General features: G+C 34.0%; 14 protein-coding genes. All 14 read right to left on the bottom strand.

Annotated features, from left to right (window positions below; all coding sequences use genetic code 11):
• Window positions 1–57: 57 nt before the first annotated feature.
• The 14 genes from H8718_RS12560 to H8718_RS12495 all read right to left on the bottom strand — a co-directional run bounded on the left by H8718_RS12560 (window position 58) and on the right by H8718_RS12495 (window position 16,903).
• Entirely contained in the window at window positions 58–504 is a 447-nt protein-coding gene (locus H8718_RS12560; protein WP_330597695.1) for a cupin domain-containing protein, read from the bottom strand.
• Between the two features lie 197 nt (window positions 505–701).
• Window positions 702–905 (bottom strand): hypothetical protein, encoded by a 204-nt coding sequence (locus tag H8718_RS12555; RefSeq protein ID WP_249333181.1) that lies wholly within the window; start codon window positions 903–905, stop codon window positions 702–704.
• Window positions 906–930: 25 nt separating this feature from the next.
• The gene (gene mglC / locus H8718_RS12550) at window positions 931–1,965 is read right to left on the bottom strand and encodes a galactose/methyl galactoside ABC transporter permease MglC (RefSeq protein WP_177669924.1); all 1,035 of its coding nucleotides are present in this window, start codon (window positions 1,963–1,965) and stop codon (window positions 931–933) included.
• Between the two features lie 16 nt (window positions 1,966–1,981).
• Window positions 1,982–3,490 (bottom strand): sugar ABC transporter ATP-binding protein, encoded by a 1,509-nt coding sequence (locus tag H8718_RS12545; RefSeq protein ID WP_249333180.1) that lies wholly within the window; start codon window positions 3,488–3,490, stop codon window positions 1,982–1,984.
• Window positions 3,491–3,587: 97 nt separating this feature from the next.
• On the bottom strand, window positions 3,588–4,697 hold the full coding sequence (locus tag H8718_RS12540; RefSeq protein ID WP_249333179.1) for a substrate-binding domain-containing protein: 1,110 nt from the start codon (window positions 4,695–4,697) through the stop codon (window positions 3,588–3,590).
• A 113-nt stretch (window positions 4,698–4,810) separates the two neighbouring features.
• Entirely contained in the window at window positions 4,811–5,824 is a 1,014-nt protein-coding gene (locus H8718_RS12535; RefSeq protein WP_249333178.1) for a galactose ABC transporter substrate-binding protein, read from the bottom strand.
• 14 nt (window positions 5,825–5,838) lie between these two features.
• Window positions 5,839–6,792 (bottom strand): substrate-binding domain-containing protein, encoded by a 954-nt coding sequence (locus H8718_RS12530; protein WP_249333177.1) that lies wholly within the window; start codon window positions 6,790–6,792, stop codon window positions 5,839–5,841.
• A 3-nt stretch (window positions 6,793–6,795) separates the two neighbouring features.
• Window positions 6,796–8,586: a sensor histidine kinase gene (locus H8718_RS12525; RefSeq protein WP_249333176.1), complete on the bottom strand. Its 1,791-nt coding sequence runs from the start codon at window positions 8,584–8,586 to the stop codon at window positions 6,796–6,798.
• 4 nt (window positions 8,587–8,590) lie between these two features.
• Window positions 8,591–10,222 (bottom strand): response regulator, encoded by a 1,632-nt coding sequence (locus H8718_RS12520; RefSeq protein WP_249333175.1) that lies wholly within the window; start codon window positions 10,220–10,222, stop codon window positions 8,591–8,593.
• 267 nt (window positions 10,223–10,489) lie between these two features.
• Window positions 10,490–10,990: a dCTP deaminase domain-containing protein gene (locus tag H8718_RS12515; protein WP_249333174.1), complete on the bottom strand. Its 501-nt coding sequence runs from the start codon at window positions 10,988–10,990 to the stop codon at window positions 10,490–10,492.
• A gap of 23 nt (window positions 10,991–11,013) precedes the next feature.
• Complete coding sequence (gene nrdG, locus H8718_RS12510; RefSeq protein WP_249333173.1) at window positions 11,014–11,514, bottom strand: anaerobic ribonucleoside-triphosphate reductase activating protein; 501 nt, start codon at window positions 11,512–11,514, stop codon at window positions 11,014–11,016.
• A gap of 20 nt (window positions 11,515–11,534) precedes the next feature.
• A complete protein-coding gene (nrdD, locus tag H8718_RS12505) occupies window positions 11,535–13,655 on the bottom strand; it encodes an anaerobic ribonucleoside-triphosphate reductase (RefSeq protein ID WP_249333172.1) in 2,121 nt (706 codons plus the stop codon).
• Window positions 13,656–13,882: 227 nt separating this feature from the next.
• A complete protein-coding gene (locus H8718_RS12500; protein WP_177669906.1) occupies window positions 13,883–14,389 on the bottom strand; it encodes a methylglyoxal synthase in 507 nt (168 codons plus the stop codon).
• Window positions 14,390–14,419: 30 nt separating this feature from the next.
• The gene (locus H8718_RS12495) at window positions 14,420–16,903 is read right to left on the bottom strand and encodes an ATP-dependent helicase (RefSeq protein ID WP_177669905.1); all 2,484 of its coding nucleotides are present in this window, start codon (window positions 16,901–16,903) and stop codon (window positions 14,420–14,422) included.
• Window positions 16,904–16,928 lie beyond the last annotated feature (25 nt).

Below are 16,928 nucleotides of genomic sequence, written 5' to 3'. Positions count from 1 at the left end.
AACCTCCTTTGATTTGATTGGTTGGCGAACCTAATCTTATTCTTCAAAGGAGGTTTTTTATTTATACTCATAGCTATAAGCTTTTTCGAACCCCAGGCATAGCCGGGGGTTTTCTTTATACAATAAAAGTTTATTATATTCGGCATAACTGCTGTAGTTAGAGTATGTATACAGATTATTCATATTCTCTAGAACATCTGTACAGTTGGTAATCTTAAAATAAGGCTGTTTACTTTTAAACAATATGAGACAATCCAGCTTTTCGTTTACTTCTAATAACTTAAAACCAAATTGTGTAATTTGACACTTTTGCATACCATCTACCATAAAACTATGCCGATAAGAAGGAGGTATAATAATACACTCCCCTTGTCTAAGCGCAACATTCTTATCTTCTGCAGTCATGATACATCTTCCTAAATTGACATAATTTATTTCATATTCATCATGAAAATGTTCATCATAAATATAATTGGCACAAAACTCTAGTTTGCATAAATTTATATTGTCTATGCTTACTATTTAACTCACCTCCCATTAAAAACAAATAAAATTCTATATTTATTTTAGCTCTTCCATCCTACTACTTCTATAAAATTATAGGAAAACATTCTTAAACTTTTATATTTTTCGGAACAACCATTTAAGTAAGTATTTCAAATAAAAATCCTCGTAGTTCTTTTACTACGAGGATTTTTTACTTATTTAATATGAGCTTGCCAAATACCAAAAGTTGTAAACACAATAATAGCAATAACCAATAAAGCAATAACCCTATTCATCGTTTTTAAAGAAACATTGAGATGATCATATACATTTTCTTTCATAGACATAAGTGTTGTATTAGGCAGTTCTTGATTTTCTTCTTGTTCTGCTTCTGCCTTTACTTTTTGTTCATCATCCATACTTTTATGCACTCCTATTTCCTACTTATTTTTTAGCAATATATTTTCTTACGTCAATTGAAACAGCTAAAATAATGATAAGGCCTTTAATAATATACTGTAGATAGGGGTTAACGCCTAAAAAGTTTAAGCTGTAGTTGATTACTTGAAGAATAATAACGCCAATGATAACCCCTGGAATAGTTCCAACACCACCTGCAAAAGAAACACCACCGATAACACACCCTGAAATGGCATCTAAGTCATAGTTAAGTCCTGTCCCTGTATTAACAGATTGGATACGTCCAGCTTCAAGAAAAGCTGCAATACCATACAAAACACCAGCTACTAAATAAACCCCCATAATACTTCTAGAGATATTGACACCTGATACAGCTGCTGCTTCCATATTCCCACCGATAGCAAACATATTTTTACCGAGTGTTGTCTTATTCCAAATAATCCATACAACAACTGCAGCAATAGCAAAGTAACAAATTAAATAAGGTAATTTAAAATTGCCAATAGGAAAAGAGCCATTTACAAAATTAATAAATTTTTCGTTAAAGCTAGAAATAGCCTGAGCCCCGCCTTCTTGACTATCAATGTAGATACAGGTACAACCAAAAGCAATAAGCTGTGTACCTAAAGAAACAATGAAAGCATGTAGTTTAAGCTTTGCTACACCAAATCCATTGATCATACAGAAGATTACACCAATGGTTATACTTGCTAGTAAGGGAAGAATAAGTGGTAAATCCTCTGTAATACCAGGATACATCCTTGACGCATAAGTCACAGACTGTACTAATGAAGCAGATACTGCTGCACAGCATCCTAAAATACGTCCTGCTGAAAGGTCTGTTCCAGCAAGTACAATCATTCCGGCAACACCTAAAGCCAAAATACCTCTCGTAGATGCTTGTGTTAAAATCTTAATAAAGTTAGAAACAGATAAGAATTTAGGATTAATACAAATAACGACAATAATCATAATCCCTAAAATAATATAGAGTGCATAGTTTAATAAAAACTCATTGATTCTTTCTTTATCCCATTTACGTGTTTTTGTTTCTCCCATTTGATCCCCCTCCTAGTTAAATATATTTTGCAGCTAATCGCATAATTTCTTCTTGCGCATTCCCCGCATAGTCTTTTTTCATATCTAAAATACCTGCCACCTTTCCATTACTCATAACAAGAATACGATCACAGATTCCAATAAGCTCTGGCATTTCAGAAGAAACCATTACAATACCTTTTCCTTTATTAGCTAAATCAATAATAAGCTGATAAATTTCATATTTTGCTCCTACATCAATTCCTCGGGTCGGCTCATCTAAAAGAAGTACTTCTGGGCTAGTGAGTAACCATCTCCCTATAATAACCTTTTGCTGATTACCACCTGATAAAGATTTAATATGTGTTTTAGAAGAAGGTGTCTTCACTTTCATACTATCAATAACCCATGTTGTATCTTCTTCCATCTTCTTATCAGATAAAAAGCCTCTTTTTTTATAAGCTGATAAATTAGCTAATACAGAATTAAATATAATGCTTTGAAGTGGAATAATTCCTGTTGCACGTCTTTCCTCTGTTAATAAAGCAAAACCATTTTTAATGGCTTCTTTGGCATTTCTATTTTTTATAGGCTTACCATGCAGAATGACTTCTCCCTTTTCCTTATGAGCTGTTCCAAAAAGTGTTTCAAGTAATTCTGTACGTTTAGAGCCTACCAGCCCTGCTATACCTAGAATTTCACCTTTATGTAAGTTAAATGAAACATCCATACAAGTTGGCATGTACTTTCCTGTTAACCCTTTTACCTCTAATAACACATCTCCTATTTCATTCGTCTTAGGTGGGAAACGATTTGTTAAACTACGTCCTACCATTAGCTTTATAATTTCATCTGTTGTCAAATCTTTTGCCTGTTTGGTGGCAATCCATTTACCATCTCTCATGACTGTTACATCATCTGATATTTGAAGAATTTCCTCCATTTTATGAGAAATGTAAATCATGCCTACGCCTCGTTGACGTAGTCTATTAATAATGCCAAATAAATGCTCTACCTCTTGCTTAGTTAAAGAAGATGTAGGCTCATCTAATACTAATATCTTGGCATTATATGAAACGGCTTTCGCTATTTCTACCATCTGTCTTTGAGAAACAGATAGTTTACCAATAAGCATTTTAGGGTCTACTTCTATATTAAGATCCTTAAAAACTTCTAAAGTATCTTCATACATCTTTTCATGGTCAATAAACCCCATTTTTTTAGGAAAACGTCCTAGCCATATATTTTCCATAACACTTCTTCTTAGTACTTGGTTCAGTTCTTGATGTACCATCGCTACACCATGATCTAAGGCTTGTTTGGGATTATCAAACCTGATTTCTGTTCCTTCTATTTTGATGCTTCCTGCATCCTCTTGATAAATACCAAACAAACACTTCATCAGTGTACTTTTTCCGGCTCCATTCTCACCCATTAAAGAATGTACTGTTCCCTTACGTAGCATTAACTGTGCACCATCTAATGCTTTAACACCTGGAAATTTTTTCTCAATTCCTTCCATCTCTAATACATACTCTGTGCCCATAGCATTCCCCCCTTTTCTTCCTCTCTTTTCATAAAAGGAGTATCCTTAAATAACTTGCTCTATTTAAAGATACTCCCCTATTTTAGTATTTTACGATTTATTGAATGGTTGAATAAGGAATACGCACAGAAATACCATCTTCAGCTAATGTATAGTCTGTACCTTCTAAGTAGTCTTTATCTAAAGCTGCATTTGATGCAATAGCTACAATAGCTTTACCCATTGCATCACCATCTTGTTTAACTGTTGCTGCCATTTTACCTGAATTAATAGCTTCAACACCTGCATCTGTTGCATCTACACCTAAAACAGGAATCCATTTTTCACCATCTGCTGATAAGTTATAATCGGAACCATTAAGGGCTGCAATAACACCAAGTGCCATATCATCGTTATTACAAAATACTGCTTCAATTTCTCCATCATGAGCTGCTAAGACAGCTTCCATAGCTGTTTGCGCTTGGTCTGTTGCCCAGTTTGCTACAATAGGATCACCATTGACATTTTCCATAACTAAGCCATTAGCTTCGGCTTGAGAAACCGCATAAGAAGTACGTGCTTCGGCTTCTGGGTTACCAGGTTCTCCTTTAAAGACTAGGTATTGAACTTTACCATCTCCATTAAGGTCATACTCTGGGTGTTCTTTCCACATTTGTGATAAGATATCACCTTGCATTACACCTGCTTCTGAGGCTGTTGTTCCAATAAAAATCCCTTCACAAGATTGAATAACAGAAGCATCTGGCTCCCTGTTAAAGAATACAGCTGGAATGCCTGCAGCTTTTGCTTTATCTGCAAGTCCTTGTGCAGATCCTGTGTCTACTGCATTAATAGCTAATACATCAACACCTTTTTCAATTAAAACATCTAATTGGTCATTTTGTTTGGCTTGGTCACCTTGTGCATCCTGCATATCTAATGTAATAGCTACATTTGCCTCTTTTGCATATTTTTCAATGGCAGAACGTACTGTAGAGATATAAGTATCATCATATTTATAAATGAGGATACCCATTGTAATCTCTTCTTTCTGTGCTTCGGCTGTATCTGTTTCAACCTTTTCGGGTTCCTTAGTCTCTTCAGCTGGCTTTTCACTACTTGTTGATGTCTCTGGTTCACTTGGTGTCGTAGGTGCCTCGCTACATCCTGTTAATGACATTGCCATCATCGTTGCTCCTACTACCATTCCTATCCATTTCTTTTTCATATGATCCCCTCCAAAATAATAAACATATCTTTAATAACCTTATTGATGTGTTTATTATACCTTTATTAAATTTTCTTTTACATGAGATTTTCTTTTATCTATCTATAAAAATCTTAGATATATTTTCCCCACGGCATCCACATATACTTGTTATCTTCTAACTCGAGCTGGTCTACAAATTCCTCACCTTTAATAAGTGCATCACATAGTGTAAAAATTTGTCTTGCATAAAGTTTTTGATCTGACACAACAGTACCTAGTAAAGTGCCTTTATCTACAGCCTCTCTACCTTGTGGTGTTCCATCAATTCCCACAATAGCAATACTTTCTCCTTCTAACTTTTCAATGGCATCTGCTGCACCTAATGCCATATCATCATTATTGGACAAAATAAGTTCTATTTCTTCTTGTTCATGACTTAACCATTGTTCGACTAATGCAGCAGCTTGATTTCTATCAAAATTAGCACACCATCCTGCTACTCTTTTTAATTCTAGCCCTTTTTCTTCCAGTGTCTTAATGGCATATTCTGTACGAATAACAGTATCCTGATGCCCTGCTTCACCTTCTAAAATAGCATACTCAATAATCCCATTTTGATTTTTATCTATAAGCTCTGGATTTTGTTTATAAGCTTCTATAATAAGTTCACCTTGCATAATGGCTGACTCTTTTGCATTAGAGCCAATATAGTAGACACTATCACTTCGATACATATCTTCCTCTACAGGTTGTCTATTAAAAAATACAAGTGGGATTTGTGCGCTTGCTGCTTGATCAATTAGACTAGCGGCACTCGTTCGATCTACGATATTAACACAGATAACGTCATAATCTAATGCAATGTATTTTTGCACTTGTTCATTCTGAGTTAACTGGCTTTCTTTAGCATCTGAAATATCTAATTTAATCGTAGTCTCTCTAAGTTGCTCTTCTTCCTTTATAATTTTTTCAAGTTCTGTAACAATAGAAGCAATAAACGTATCACTAGCCTTATATGTACATACCCCTATCTTAACAACTTTATTTTCTTCATGCTTTAAGTCAGTATTTATGTAATTTTTAAAGAGTAGAAAACAAACGAATACTATAGTAATAATCAATAAATATCTTTTCTTTTGATTCATCCCACATCTCCTTATTAGTGAATAGGAAATAATATTTTTTCATAGAACGTTCCATAGATATTATCTTTTGTAATAAGCCCCCCTATAACCTTTTGGTCATAAGCTACTTTTTCATGTTGTAATAAAGCCACTGCTGAAGCTAAACTTAAGTACCCTAAATCGTAGTCATTATGTATAGAAAGTGCTTGAATAAGTCCTTTCTCTAAATCACTTAAAAGGCTACTCGTATAACCTATTCCATAAATGTATAAATTCTGCTCCTCTAGTGTCCTATACTGAGTCATCAACAAGTTTAAAGTCATAGTATCTAAGGCCACTAGTCCAGTCTCGATCCCCTTCTCGTTCAGTTCTCTAAGTAAGGTAACGAGCTCTTCTTCTGTTTCATAGTAAAGACATTCAACTCCTACATTATTTTCTTCTAATACCTCTTTTAGCCCCTTTAACCTCTGATTTACATTGCTTCTTTCAATTCTAGGTGCAATGGTATAAATAAATCGCAAGTTATCTTCAATAATCTTTCTACCAAGTTCTTGTACCCTTGCTAGTTCATCACCATGTATCCATACATCTACTACCTGTTCTGGCAAATAAGTTCCTACACAAATAATAGGAATATTCCAGTTTTCCTGTATTAAATATTCCTTGGTTAACTCTGCATCTACAGGAAACAAAATAATAACTTCTGCACCATTGGCAACTTCCCTTTCTACCAGTTTCATTTGCTGCTCTGCATGATTAGCCTCATATAAAGTCACTATATTGACTTCTGTAGTCCACTCCTTATCCACTTGCTTCATACCTAATTTAATATTTTCAAAAATAGCATCACTTGTTTCATTTAAAATAACAGAGATTTGATATATATCCGTTTCTTGTTCTTTATAAAACAAATCTGTTGAAGAAATAAGATAAAGCATGACTAATAGAATAAGGGCTAAAATATATAAGATATCATTTTTATGTTTCATCCTTTACACGCCCTTTTCTTCTTTTTCATAGATAACCTTTGGAAGGTGTACAATCATTTTGGTTCCCTCATCTGGTTCAGATTCAATCTGTATGCCATAAGCCTCCCCAAAATAGAGTTTAATACGCTCATTTACATTACTTACACCTATTCCTGATCCTCTTTTAGAAGATTGGATCTCACCTTTTAATAATTGATTAATACGTTCCTTTGTCATACCAAGTCCATTATCACTTACTGTAATGTACACTTCACTTTCTTCTACATAAGCTTGTACACGAATAAGACCATCCCCATCCATATAGACCATACCGTGGTAAATGGCATTTTCTACAAGAGGCTGAATAATCAGTTTGATTGTTGCGAATGACTTAGCTTCTTCTGTTATCTCAATATCATACTCAAACTTATTTTTATACCGAAGCTGCTGTATAGTTAAGTAATTTCTCACATGCTCAATTTCGTCTGCAATAGAAATAATATGTTTGCCTTTACTTAAGCTAATTCTAAAGAATCTGGCTAAAGCTGTAACCACTTTAGCTGCATCCTGCTGTCTTTCATTCTCAATCATCCAAACAATAATATCTAGCGTATTGTATAAAAAGTGTGGGTTAATTTGTGATTGTAGTGCGTCTAGTTCACTCTTTCTCTTAGATTCATGCTCTTTTACTATATCCTCCATTAACTTTTTAATTTGCTCAGCCATTTTATGTACGGATTGCCCCAGGTGGTGTACTTCATAAAATCCTTCTGCCTTAATACACGTATCTAGTTTTCCCATTTCAACTTCTTTTACGGCTTTTTCTAGATTTCTAATGGGTTTAGATACCTTTGTCGAAATAATAGAATTAATAAGTACAAGGCCCATAGTGAAAAACAAAAATAGAAAAATAAAGAAGATGTTACTTTTCTTATTGTTTAAACTCACTGCATTGGGGAAAATAACACCTTCTATAGTCCAGCCTGTATATCCTACTGTTTTAATAATGACTTGTCTTTGTTTGCCTTCAAATACTTCATTATAAATGCCATCATTATAATGCATGGCAGCTTGTGTATTTTCCTTATAGATACCTGATGCTAATAACTGCTGCTTAGGATGATAGATGATGGCACCTGTTTGATCCATCATGTAGACATAACCTTCTTGCCCAAGTGAAATATTACTAAACAATTGTTTAATCCCATCATAAGCCATATCTATTAATAAAACACCCTGTTTAACTTCACTCCCATAAGTCATTTGCACTGCTCTACTTAATGAAATGACCCATTCATACTCACCCTCATTTTCATTAAATAAATTTTGAATATGTAAAGTAGAAAAATGCATATTCTCACTTTTTTCAAGCGCACGTTTAAACCATTTTTGCTCGGCTGGATGAATACCTTCCTTTAATGAAGCTGCTGGCGCTAGAACAATGGGATCTCCTTCTTCGCTAAATAAAGCAATGTTTTTAATATAGTCTTTATTGGTTTCATAAAATAGCCTAAAAGTCTCATCAAAGTCTACTAATTGTATGTCCTGATCTTTAATGACCTTAAAATATAAAGTATCAGAAAGCTTCATCATATTTCTTACATAAGTATTGACAGCATTATTCACTTGATTGATTAAAGCCTGATTTTCCATCTGCATTTCATTATTAAGCTGCATAGAAAACCTACTATAAAAGGACAGTCCCATGAAAATAGTGGCTAAAGCTGCTGTAGCAGAAAAGGATACCCATACAATATTTCTTAAACTAAGTTGATGATAAATCTCCATCCACCATTCATTTATTCTTTTTAGCATAGCTTCATCCCCTATTCGAATTAGCTCTGCGCTGATAACGACTAGGTGCTATTCCAAAGTTCTTTTTAAAGACATAACTAAAGTAATTCGGCTCTGTATAACCTACCTTATTCGCAATAATGTAGGTCTTATCTTCTGTTTTATTAAGGAGTTCAATAGCTTTATTAAGACGAAGTTCCGTTAAATAACTAATATATGTCTGTCCTGTCTCTTTTTTAAAGAGTGTAGAAAAATAAGCCTGACTAATATGTAGATGCTCACATACCATCTCTACAGATAAATCTGGATTAGTAAAGTGTTCTGTAATATACTTTTTCGCTTCTACTATGAGTTGCTTCATCGTATCGTAACGTTCCTTATGAAGGTTTTCATGAATAGAAAGGGCACTATTGATAATGAAGTTTTGCATGCTCTGTATAGTAAGTAACCTTCCCATAACTTTAAAATAATCTTCTTTACCCCAAATCTGATTCGTATCTAACTCATATTTCTGCGCCATTTCCATCATAGAATGAATAATCGCCATGACATAAACTTGATGTTGACTAGTATGTACCTTAGCTGCTTTCATTTTGTGCATGAGACTTTCTATAACTTCTATAATCTCTTCTCGCTCTCCAAACTTAATAGCATGAATCAATTTTCCTTCACTTTGTTCATCAAATCTTAAAACCCCTACATGAATAACCTCTACATCACTAATGTAAATAACCATACCACTTCCTATAGTCGCTCTATAGCCTATAGCACTCTTAGCTTCATCATAAGAATCTTTAATCAGCTCTTGTTTGGTATAAGCTTTTCCAAGGCCTATAGTAACATTAAGCTCCAGAATCTTTTTACACTCTAAGCACACTTGATTTAACTTATTCATGAATCTTTCCATTTCCTGTTTTGTATGAATAGCGCACAAGATACATGTACCTGTCGCTGTTCCAAAAGTTTCGAACTGAAAATCCCCCATTAACTTTTCACAAATGATCTGTTCTACAGAAAGTGGAATTAAATCAACTTCATCATGTAAGTTAAGCCTCTGTTCATTTTGCTCAATCATTGGAAGCTCAATATGTGTTGTAGCAACAATCCAACTTGGCCCATCCTTTACACATAGATTAAACCGATTAAAACCTTCTAAAATAGCTATATGATTTAATCTTCCTTGTACCAAATCCCCTAAAAAATGTTCTTTTAGAACAGGAAGCATCCTTTGGTAATCTAGTCTTAAGGCCTGTATATTACGTTTTTCTGCAATGCGCTCATCCATTTTTAGCTTGAGTTTTTTTAGTATCTCTGTTAACTCAACTACATTAACAGGTTTTAAAATATATTCAATAACACCCAGTTTAATCGCCTTCTGCGCATATTCAAAATCATCAAATCCGGAAAAAATAACAATTTCTGTACTATTTCTTTCTTCTTTAATATATTTTGTTAATGTAAGTCCATCCATATAAGGCATTTTAATATCTGTTAATACTAAGTCTGGCTCTAACACTCTAACTTTTTCTAATGCATCTTCTCCATTTTCTGCATCCCCTACTAATTGATAGCCTAATTGTTCCCACTGCATCTTTCTCATAATACTGCTTCTTACTTCTTCTTCATCATCTACTATAAGAATTTTGTATAGATACATGGCCTTCTCCTCTTTATCTCTCTTATAAACTAAATTATTTTATATATGTAGTACAATTTACTTATTTTAACAATTATATTTTATCTTATGTTGATATATTTTTCTACAATATTCAAAATTATTTTTATCAACTCTATTCTTTTCATTATTTAAAATGTACTATTAGGAAGATTTTATCTTGAATCAATAATAAAGTAGATTTTTATCACTGAAAAAACAAAAAAAGCTCCCTTTTCCTAATGCCTAGGAAAAAAGAGCTTTCTCTATTTATTTACCTGAAGAACCTAACATACCTGTTCCACGTTCAGATTCAAATTGCATTAATGCTTCATAGCTAATTTCTGCCGTTTTAACTTTTGGTACCTCTACGAGAATACACTGGCTCATAGCTTTTTCATAAGGATAAATAATAGCCTCACCAAAAGCTGATTGCTCTCCTGCGTAACTTTCTTTTAAAAGAACTACAGGTACTGTGTTATGATTTGTTAAAGGTACAAACCATTCGCCGCGGTAACCAGAATCAATAACACCTGCTCTTTGACCAATCCCTTTACTTCCATTAGAACCACGTTCTTTTAAAATAGCTACATAATCAGATGAGAAAGCTGAAGCAATTCCTGTTGGAATAAGTTTTGTCTCATGTGGTGCAATGATCATGAAGTCTTCTTCAAAGCAAGCATAGATATCAAATGCACCATCTTCTTCTCTCTTGCTTGGAATAATAGCATCCTCTTTTACTTTTGCAAAATATATTGTACGATTATCCATCTTTTGTCTCTCCTCTTGGAACATTAAAATGTCAATAAAACCTTTTCACCTGACGTTAAAGAAGCTTGTACATCAATAATATTTTGATTGCTACTTCCTCTAAATCTAAGTTTTAAGTCTTTTAAAGCCTCTACAAATCTGCCATCTACTAAGACATCACATAATTCAAGTATTTGGCGTCTTTTAGGCTCTTTTAGAATCTCTTCATAAGTATAACCAGAATAAATCCATATTGTCTCATTAGTCTCTTGTTTAATCCTTCTTAAAAGGTTTAGGAGGTCATCATCTTTTGTCTGTTGCATAGGCTCACCGCCTAGAATAGTGACACCATGTACATTTTCATCTTTAATATAGCTTAAAAAAGTATCTTCTGCTTCCTTTGTCCATGGCGTACCATAATCAAATTCTCTATAATCTGTATTAAAACAACCAGGGCACTGATGTGTACAACCAGAAACAAACAGTGTACTTCGGATGCCTATTCCATTGGCTACATCATATTTGCGCATCTGAGCATAATGCATAATCCTTCCTCCTTCTTTCCTTATAAATGAAGTACTCTACTTTTAATCTCTTGAGTCTTTCCTTTATTCCAGTAGTTATCTCCTAAATAGCCACATGTCCTTCTAATAACATTCATTCTACTTTGATCCTTATTATGACAGCTTGGGCACTCCCATTCTAAAGCATCGTTAATACTAATTTCTCCTTCAAAACCACATACATGACAACAGTCTGATTTCGTATTAAATTCCGCATACTGAATGTTATGATAAATATACGTAATCATTTGTCTAAGTGCTTCAAGGTTATGCATCATGTTTGGAATCTCAATGTAAGAAATACACCCGCCACTTGAAATAGGCTGGAACTGACTCTCAAACTTTAGTTTTGAGAAGGCATCAATAGGCTCTCTTACATCCACATGGTAACTATTTGTATAGTAACCTTTGTCTGTAATATCTTTAATTTCACCAAACTTAGCTTTATCAATTTTAGCAAAACGGTAGCAAAGTGATTCAGCTGGGCTACCGTAAAGGCCAAACCCTAAGCCTGTTTCAGCTTTCCATTTCTTTGTAGCATCATTTAAACGGTGCATTACTTTTAATGCAAACGCCTCACCTTCAGGTTCTACATGTGAGACCCCTTTCATTGCCTTAGTGACTTCATAAAGCCCAATATAACCAAGTGAAATAGTGGAGTAACCATCCATGAGAAGCGGATCAATGACTTCACCTTGTTTAAGGCGTGCAATAGCTCCATGCTGCCAATGAATTGGTGCTTCATCAGAAAGTGTTCCTTTTAAAGCATTATGCCTACACATAAGTGCTTCAAAACATAAATCTAATCGATTATCAAGAAGCTTCCAAAACTTCTCTTCATCACCATTAGCAACAATACCAATTTGTGGTAAATTTAGACTAACTACCCCTTGATTGAATCTACCTTCAAATTTATACTCACCTTTATCATCTTTCCATGGAGATAAGAAACTTCTGCATCCCATACATGAGAATACATTTCCTTCATAAATCTTCTTCATCTCTTTAGCAGATATATAATCTGGATAAAGGCGTTTCGCACTACATTGTACAGCCATCTCTGTTACTTCATCATATTGACCACCCTCAAGGCAGTTATGCTCATGAAGGACATAAATCAGTTTAGGGAAAGCTGGTGTGGTATAAATACCACTTTCATTTTTAATACCTTCTATACGTTGTTTTAAAATCTCTTTGACAATAAGAGATACTTCTTCTACATACTCATCATCTTCTTCAATGTTTAAGAATAGTGTTACGAATGGGCTCTGACCATTGGTAGTCATAAGTGTATTAATTTGATATTGGATAGTTTGTACACCTGACTCAAGCTCTTTGCGTGTTAAACGCTCTACTACTGCATTTAACTCTTCTTGATTATCCATAGAATCTTTTAGTAAGTTATAGTATTTATCTCTACTTCTTCTTAAGTATTTACCAAGATGTCTAATATCCACTGATTGCCCACCATATTGGCTACTTGCTACTTGCGCAATAATTTGTGTCATAACCGTACATGCTACTTGGAAGCTTTTAGGGCTTTCAATCATACGCTTATTAATAACTGTACCATTATCTAACATGTCTTTAATGTTAATAAGGCAGCAGTTAAAAATAGATTGCATAAAGTAGTCCATATCGTGGAAATGTAGGATACCTTCATCGTGTGCTTGCACAATACGTGCTGGTAGTTTTTTTCTTCTAGAAATATCTTTTGAAACTTCTCCTGCTATGAGGTCCCTTTGTGTAGAAGCCATCATGGCATTTTTGTTAGAATTTTCATTCATTACTTCTTCATTTGTCAATTCAATTAGCCCTAAAATGCTATGGTCTGTTGTGTTCGTTTCTCTCTTGAAAGATTGAATAGCTCGATACCCTTCATAAGATTTCGCAGTTAACTCATGTCCATTTTCAATAAGCTTGAGATAAACGCTTGTTTCAATCTGAAATATCGTTGCTTTTGTTTCTACTTTGGAGAAATCCTCTTTAATTTCATCAGCTATTTTTCTTGCTATATGTTCATCTACAATACCACTACCATATTTCATAGCTTTCATAATAGCAGTATAAATCTTTATCTCATCAAAAGTTACTTCTTGTCCGTCACGTTTAATAACTTCCATGTTTTACCCCTCCAATATCTCCCATAATAGCTTTACTTCTATGTACTATATCTAGCACAGCTATTACTTTTAGATACTAATTATTGTATCTGTAGTCGCTTTAAAAATATATCATCTTTGATCCTTTTTGTCTAACCTTTTCTTACCAGAATCCTCCACAAAAAAAGCTGAAATAACTCATTTTACAACGGTTATTTCAGCTAAAAATTTTTTTTAAATATTTTTTTCTATGCCATCGGTTCGTTATTGTCAAAAGCTTTTGTACGATTATGAATACGTTTTGTGTAATCAATAATTTTACGGTTGTATTCTTGGTCCATCAGTGGTGATGTCAGTAAGAAATCTGCTGTAGATTGGTTAGTAGCTACAGGTATATCATAAAGTGCAGCAATTCTAAGCAAAGCTTTAACATCTGGGTCATGTGGCTGAGATGCAAGTGGATCCCAGAAGAAAATCATAAAGTCAATATTACCCTCTACGATGCGTGAACCGATTTGCTGATCACCACCTAAAGGACCACTATTAAAGGCAGTAATAGGTAATTCTGTTGCAGCTGCTAGTAGTTTAGCTGTCGTACCTGTACCACATAAAAAATGCTTTGTTAACTTTTCTTTATTAACTGTAACCCAATTGATAATATCTTGCTTACGACTATCATGGGCAACTAATGCTATACGTTTTTGTTTGTCCATACGTACAATAGTAAAATCATTTTGTGTGTTATTTTGTTCCATAAAGGCCTCCTCTTAAGTGTATTACTTGTATTATACCTTGTCTAAAGCCACTTGCCTATAATTTTTAAAACCTTCTCCTATTTCTTCTACAAGAAAACTCATTTTTTTCCCTGTATGATAACTTAAATACAGCTTTTTCTTAGCTCTTGTCATCCCTACATAGAATAGCCTTTTTTCCTCTTCTAAATACCCTTCTTTTACACTTCTTCTAGATGGAAAGATATCTTCATTACATCCTGCCATATACACATAATCAAATTCTAATCCTTTTGCTTGATGCAAAGTCATAACTGGAATTTTTCCTTTAAATAAAGCGCTTTGCTCCACTTCACTGGCATGAAGAGCAGAAAAGGTCAGTAACTTCATAATGTTATCCTCATAAGAAAGATGCTCTTCATAAAGTTGCTGCGCCATTTTATAAAAGTCTCTTAAATTTTGTAGTGCTTCTTTACTGTAAGCACTTTTATAGTTACAACTATTCATTAAATAACTAATAGCTTCATAAGTAGGTTTTTTAAGTATTTCCTTGGTCATACTTTGCACCTGCTCTTTTACCCCTTGTACATAAGGATAATAGGCTTCTAAATAACTATAGCGTTCATCTTTTTTCTCATTAAGCTTTTTAATAAAATGAGTAAGTACTTCACTTGTGGCTAGTATATCCTGTAGTGCATTATGATTAGGCTTAGCTTGAGTTTTGATCAGTTCTGACAAAGTACCTAGCTTATGATTAGGTAAGTATGGATAAATTTTATGAGCCAAGTCTAAAGTATCATAAACTCCTGGGTAAGCAAAAGACTGTTTATGATGACGATAGAGCATACTTTCTATAATGGATAAATCATACTTAATATTATGACCTACTACAATTTTATCTTTAATAAAATCACCTAATAAATCTAATGCATGAGGAATTTCTAAACCTTCTCTTTCTAGCTGGTCATCTGTAAAACCATGTACATAATAAGAATCTCCTACAGACTTAGTAGGCTTAACGAGTACATCAAGCTGATCTTTTACGCCATCTTTCCCATAACAGATAGCCGCAATTTGAATAATGTCATCACTTGTTGTATCGAGTCCTGTACTCTCTACATCGAGTACAACAATTTTATTTTGCATGTATCCCTCTATAAGAGGCTGATAAGGATCATTATTTTCTGCTAGAAACCAATCATGTAAATACATATACCCAGACTTAGTTTTCTTAAGTTCTTGTATAAGCCACTGCTCCATATGAATAACAGGATGCTTAATGATTTTCTCTAGTGCATAACTATTGCGTAAATTAATCGCATAACTCATCACAGCTAGAAGGTCTTTTACCTCTGTTGTACGCATTAACCTAATATCTTCTACGCGTATACAAGGAATACCTTTTTTCTCAAGCATTTTATAGATAGACTTAGCTAAACTATTGGTACGCGTTAAAATAGCAATTTGCTTATGTTCAGCTGTATAATGCTCACTAATAGATTTAGCAATCATGAGAATTTCTGCTTCTTGACTTCCCCCACAAAAAACTTCTATAGGCTCGCCAATTTCCTTCGCATAAGGTATAGATAAACTCGGATATAGGTTACTGTTACGGATAAAGCTATTAGCCGCCTTAAGAAGTAGCTGTGTGCTTCTATAATTGGTTTTAAGGGTAATCTCTACAGGATTAAAGATTTCTTTATAGTCTCCTATCATTGTTTGAGGGGCAGAACCACGCCACTCATATATCGTCTGATTAAAGTCTCCATATAAAGCGATATGGTTCTCCTTAGCCAACACTTTAATAATATGATACTCCCTTGTACTTGTATCTTGCATTTCATCCACTTGAATATAGTGATACCGTTTCTGCCATTTTGCTCTAATTTCAGGGTCTTCTAATAAATAAGTGGCTTCTATAATAAGATCTATAAAGTCTACACAATTATTTTCTTTTAAATACTTCTCATAAAGTCTTAATATCCTAGCACCATATTGCAAAATAATAGGATCTTTACTTGGATACTCTTTAAGATAAGCCTTAACCAATCTCTCCTCTTTAAGCTCTGTATCAAAGCTAAAATTAAGGCGATACTTCTTCACATTTTCTATAAAACTTGTCATGTTACCCATATACTTTTCTTCCTGTTTGGTCAGCGCAAAGATAATACGTTTTAATATATCTTGTGTATCACTTTCATCAATAATGGTACATGGGAAAGCAAGACGTGTATTTTGCTTCTCCTGATTGATAAGATAGTAGCAGAAAGAATGAAAGGTTCTGATGGTTAAATGTCTTACATTGTGCTTGTCATACAGGCCAATACGCTCCTCCATCTCTCTTGCTGCCTTATTGGTGAAAGTCAGACATAAAATAGATGTAGGGGGGACCTTCTGGTTTAATAAATATGCCGTACGCATCGCAATGACTTTCGTTTTACCTGTACCTGCTGGTGCTAATACAAGTAGTGAATCTTTTATATTTTTAACAACCAGCCTTTGGTCTTCATTAAGGGTCTCCCAGTCTCTTTCGAACATCTCGCCACCTCCTAAAAGGCATTAT

This window comes from Zhenhengia yiwuensis (assembly GCF_014384995.1).
Taxonomy (GTDB): domain Bacteria; phylum Bacillota; class Clostridia; order Lachnospirales; family Cellulosilyticaceae; genus Zhenhengia; species Zhenhengia yiwuensis.
This window is presented reverse-complemented; position numbering and strand designations above follow the sequence as displayed.

What these genes read in the sequence shown, in the direction of transcription:
- H8718_RS12555 (WP_249333181.1), bottom strand. Translation starts at nt 905, where the DNA reads ATGGATGATGAACAAAAAGTAAAGGCAGAAGCAGAACAAGAAGAAAAT.
- mglC (WP_177669924.1), bottom strand. Translation starts at nt 1,965, where the DNA reads ATGGGAGAAACAAAAACACGTAAATGGGATAAAGAAAGAATCAATGAG.
- H8718_RS12545 (WP_249333180.1), bottom strand. Translation starts at nt 3,490, where the DNA reads ATGGGCACAGAGTATGTATTAGAGATGGAAGGAATTGAGAAAAAATTT.
- H8718_RS12540 (WP_249333179.1), bottom strand. Translation starts at nt 4,697, where the DNA reads ATGAAAAAGAAATGGATAGGAATGGTAGTAGGAGCAACGATGATGGCA.
- H8718_RS12535 (WP_249333178.1), bottom strand. Translation starts at nt 5,824, where the DNA reads ATGAATCAAAAGAAAAGATATTTATTGATTATTACTATAGTATTCGTT.
- H8718_RS12530 (WP_249333177.1), bottom strand. Translation starts at nt 6,792, where the DNA reads ATGAAACATAAAAATGATATCTTATATATTTTAGCCCTTATTCTATTA.
- H8718_RS12525 (WP_249333176.1), bottom strand. Translation starts at nt 8,586, where the DNA reads ATGCTAAAAAGAATAAATGAATGGTGGATGGAGATTTATCATCAACTT.
- H8718_RS12520 (WP_249333175.1), bottom strand. Translation starts at nt 10,222, where the DNA reads ATGTATCTATACAAAATTCTTATAGTAGATGATGAAGAAGAAGTAAGA.
- H8718_RS12515 (WP_249333174.1), bottom strand. Translation starts at nt 10,990, where the DNA reads ATGGATAATCGTACAATATATTTTGCAAAAGTAAAAGAGGATGCTATT.
- nrdG (WP_249333173.1), bottom strand. Translation starts at nt 11,514, where the DNA reads ATGCATTATGCTCAGATGCGCAAATATGATGTAGCCAATGGAATAGGC.
- nrdD (WP_249333172.1), bottom strand. Translation starts at nt 13,655, where the DNA reads ATGGAAGTTATTAAACGTGACGGACAAGAAGTAACTTTTGATGAGATA.
- H8718_RS12500 (WP_177669906.1), bottom strand. Translation starts at nt 14,389, where the DNA reads ATGGAACAAAATAACACACAAAATGATTTTACTATTGTACGTATGGAC.
- H8718_RS12495 (WP_177669905.1), bottom strand. Translation starts at nt 16,903, where the DNA reads ATGTTCGAAAGAGACTGGGAGACCCTTAATGAAGACCAAAGGCTGGTT.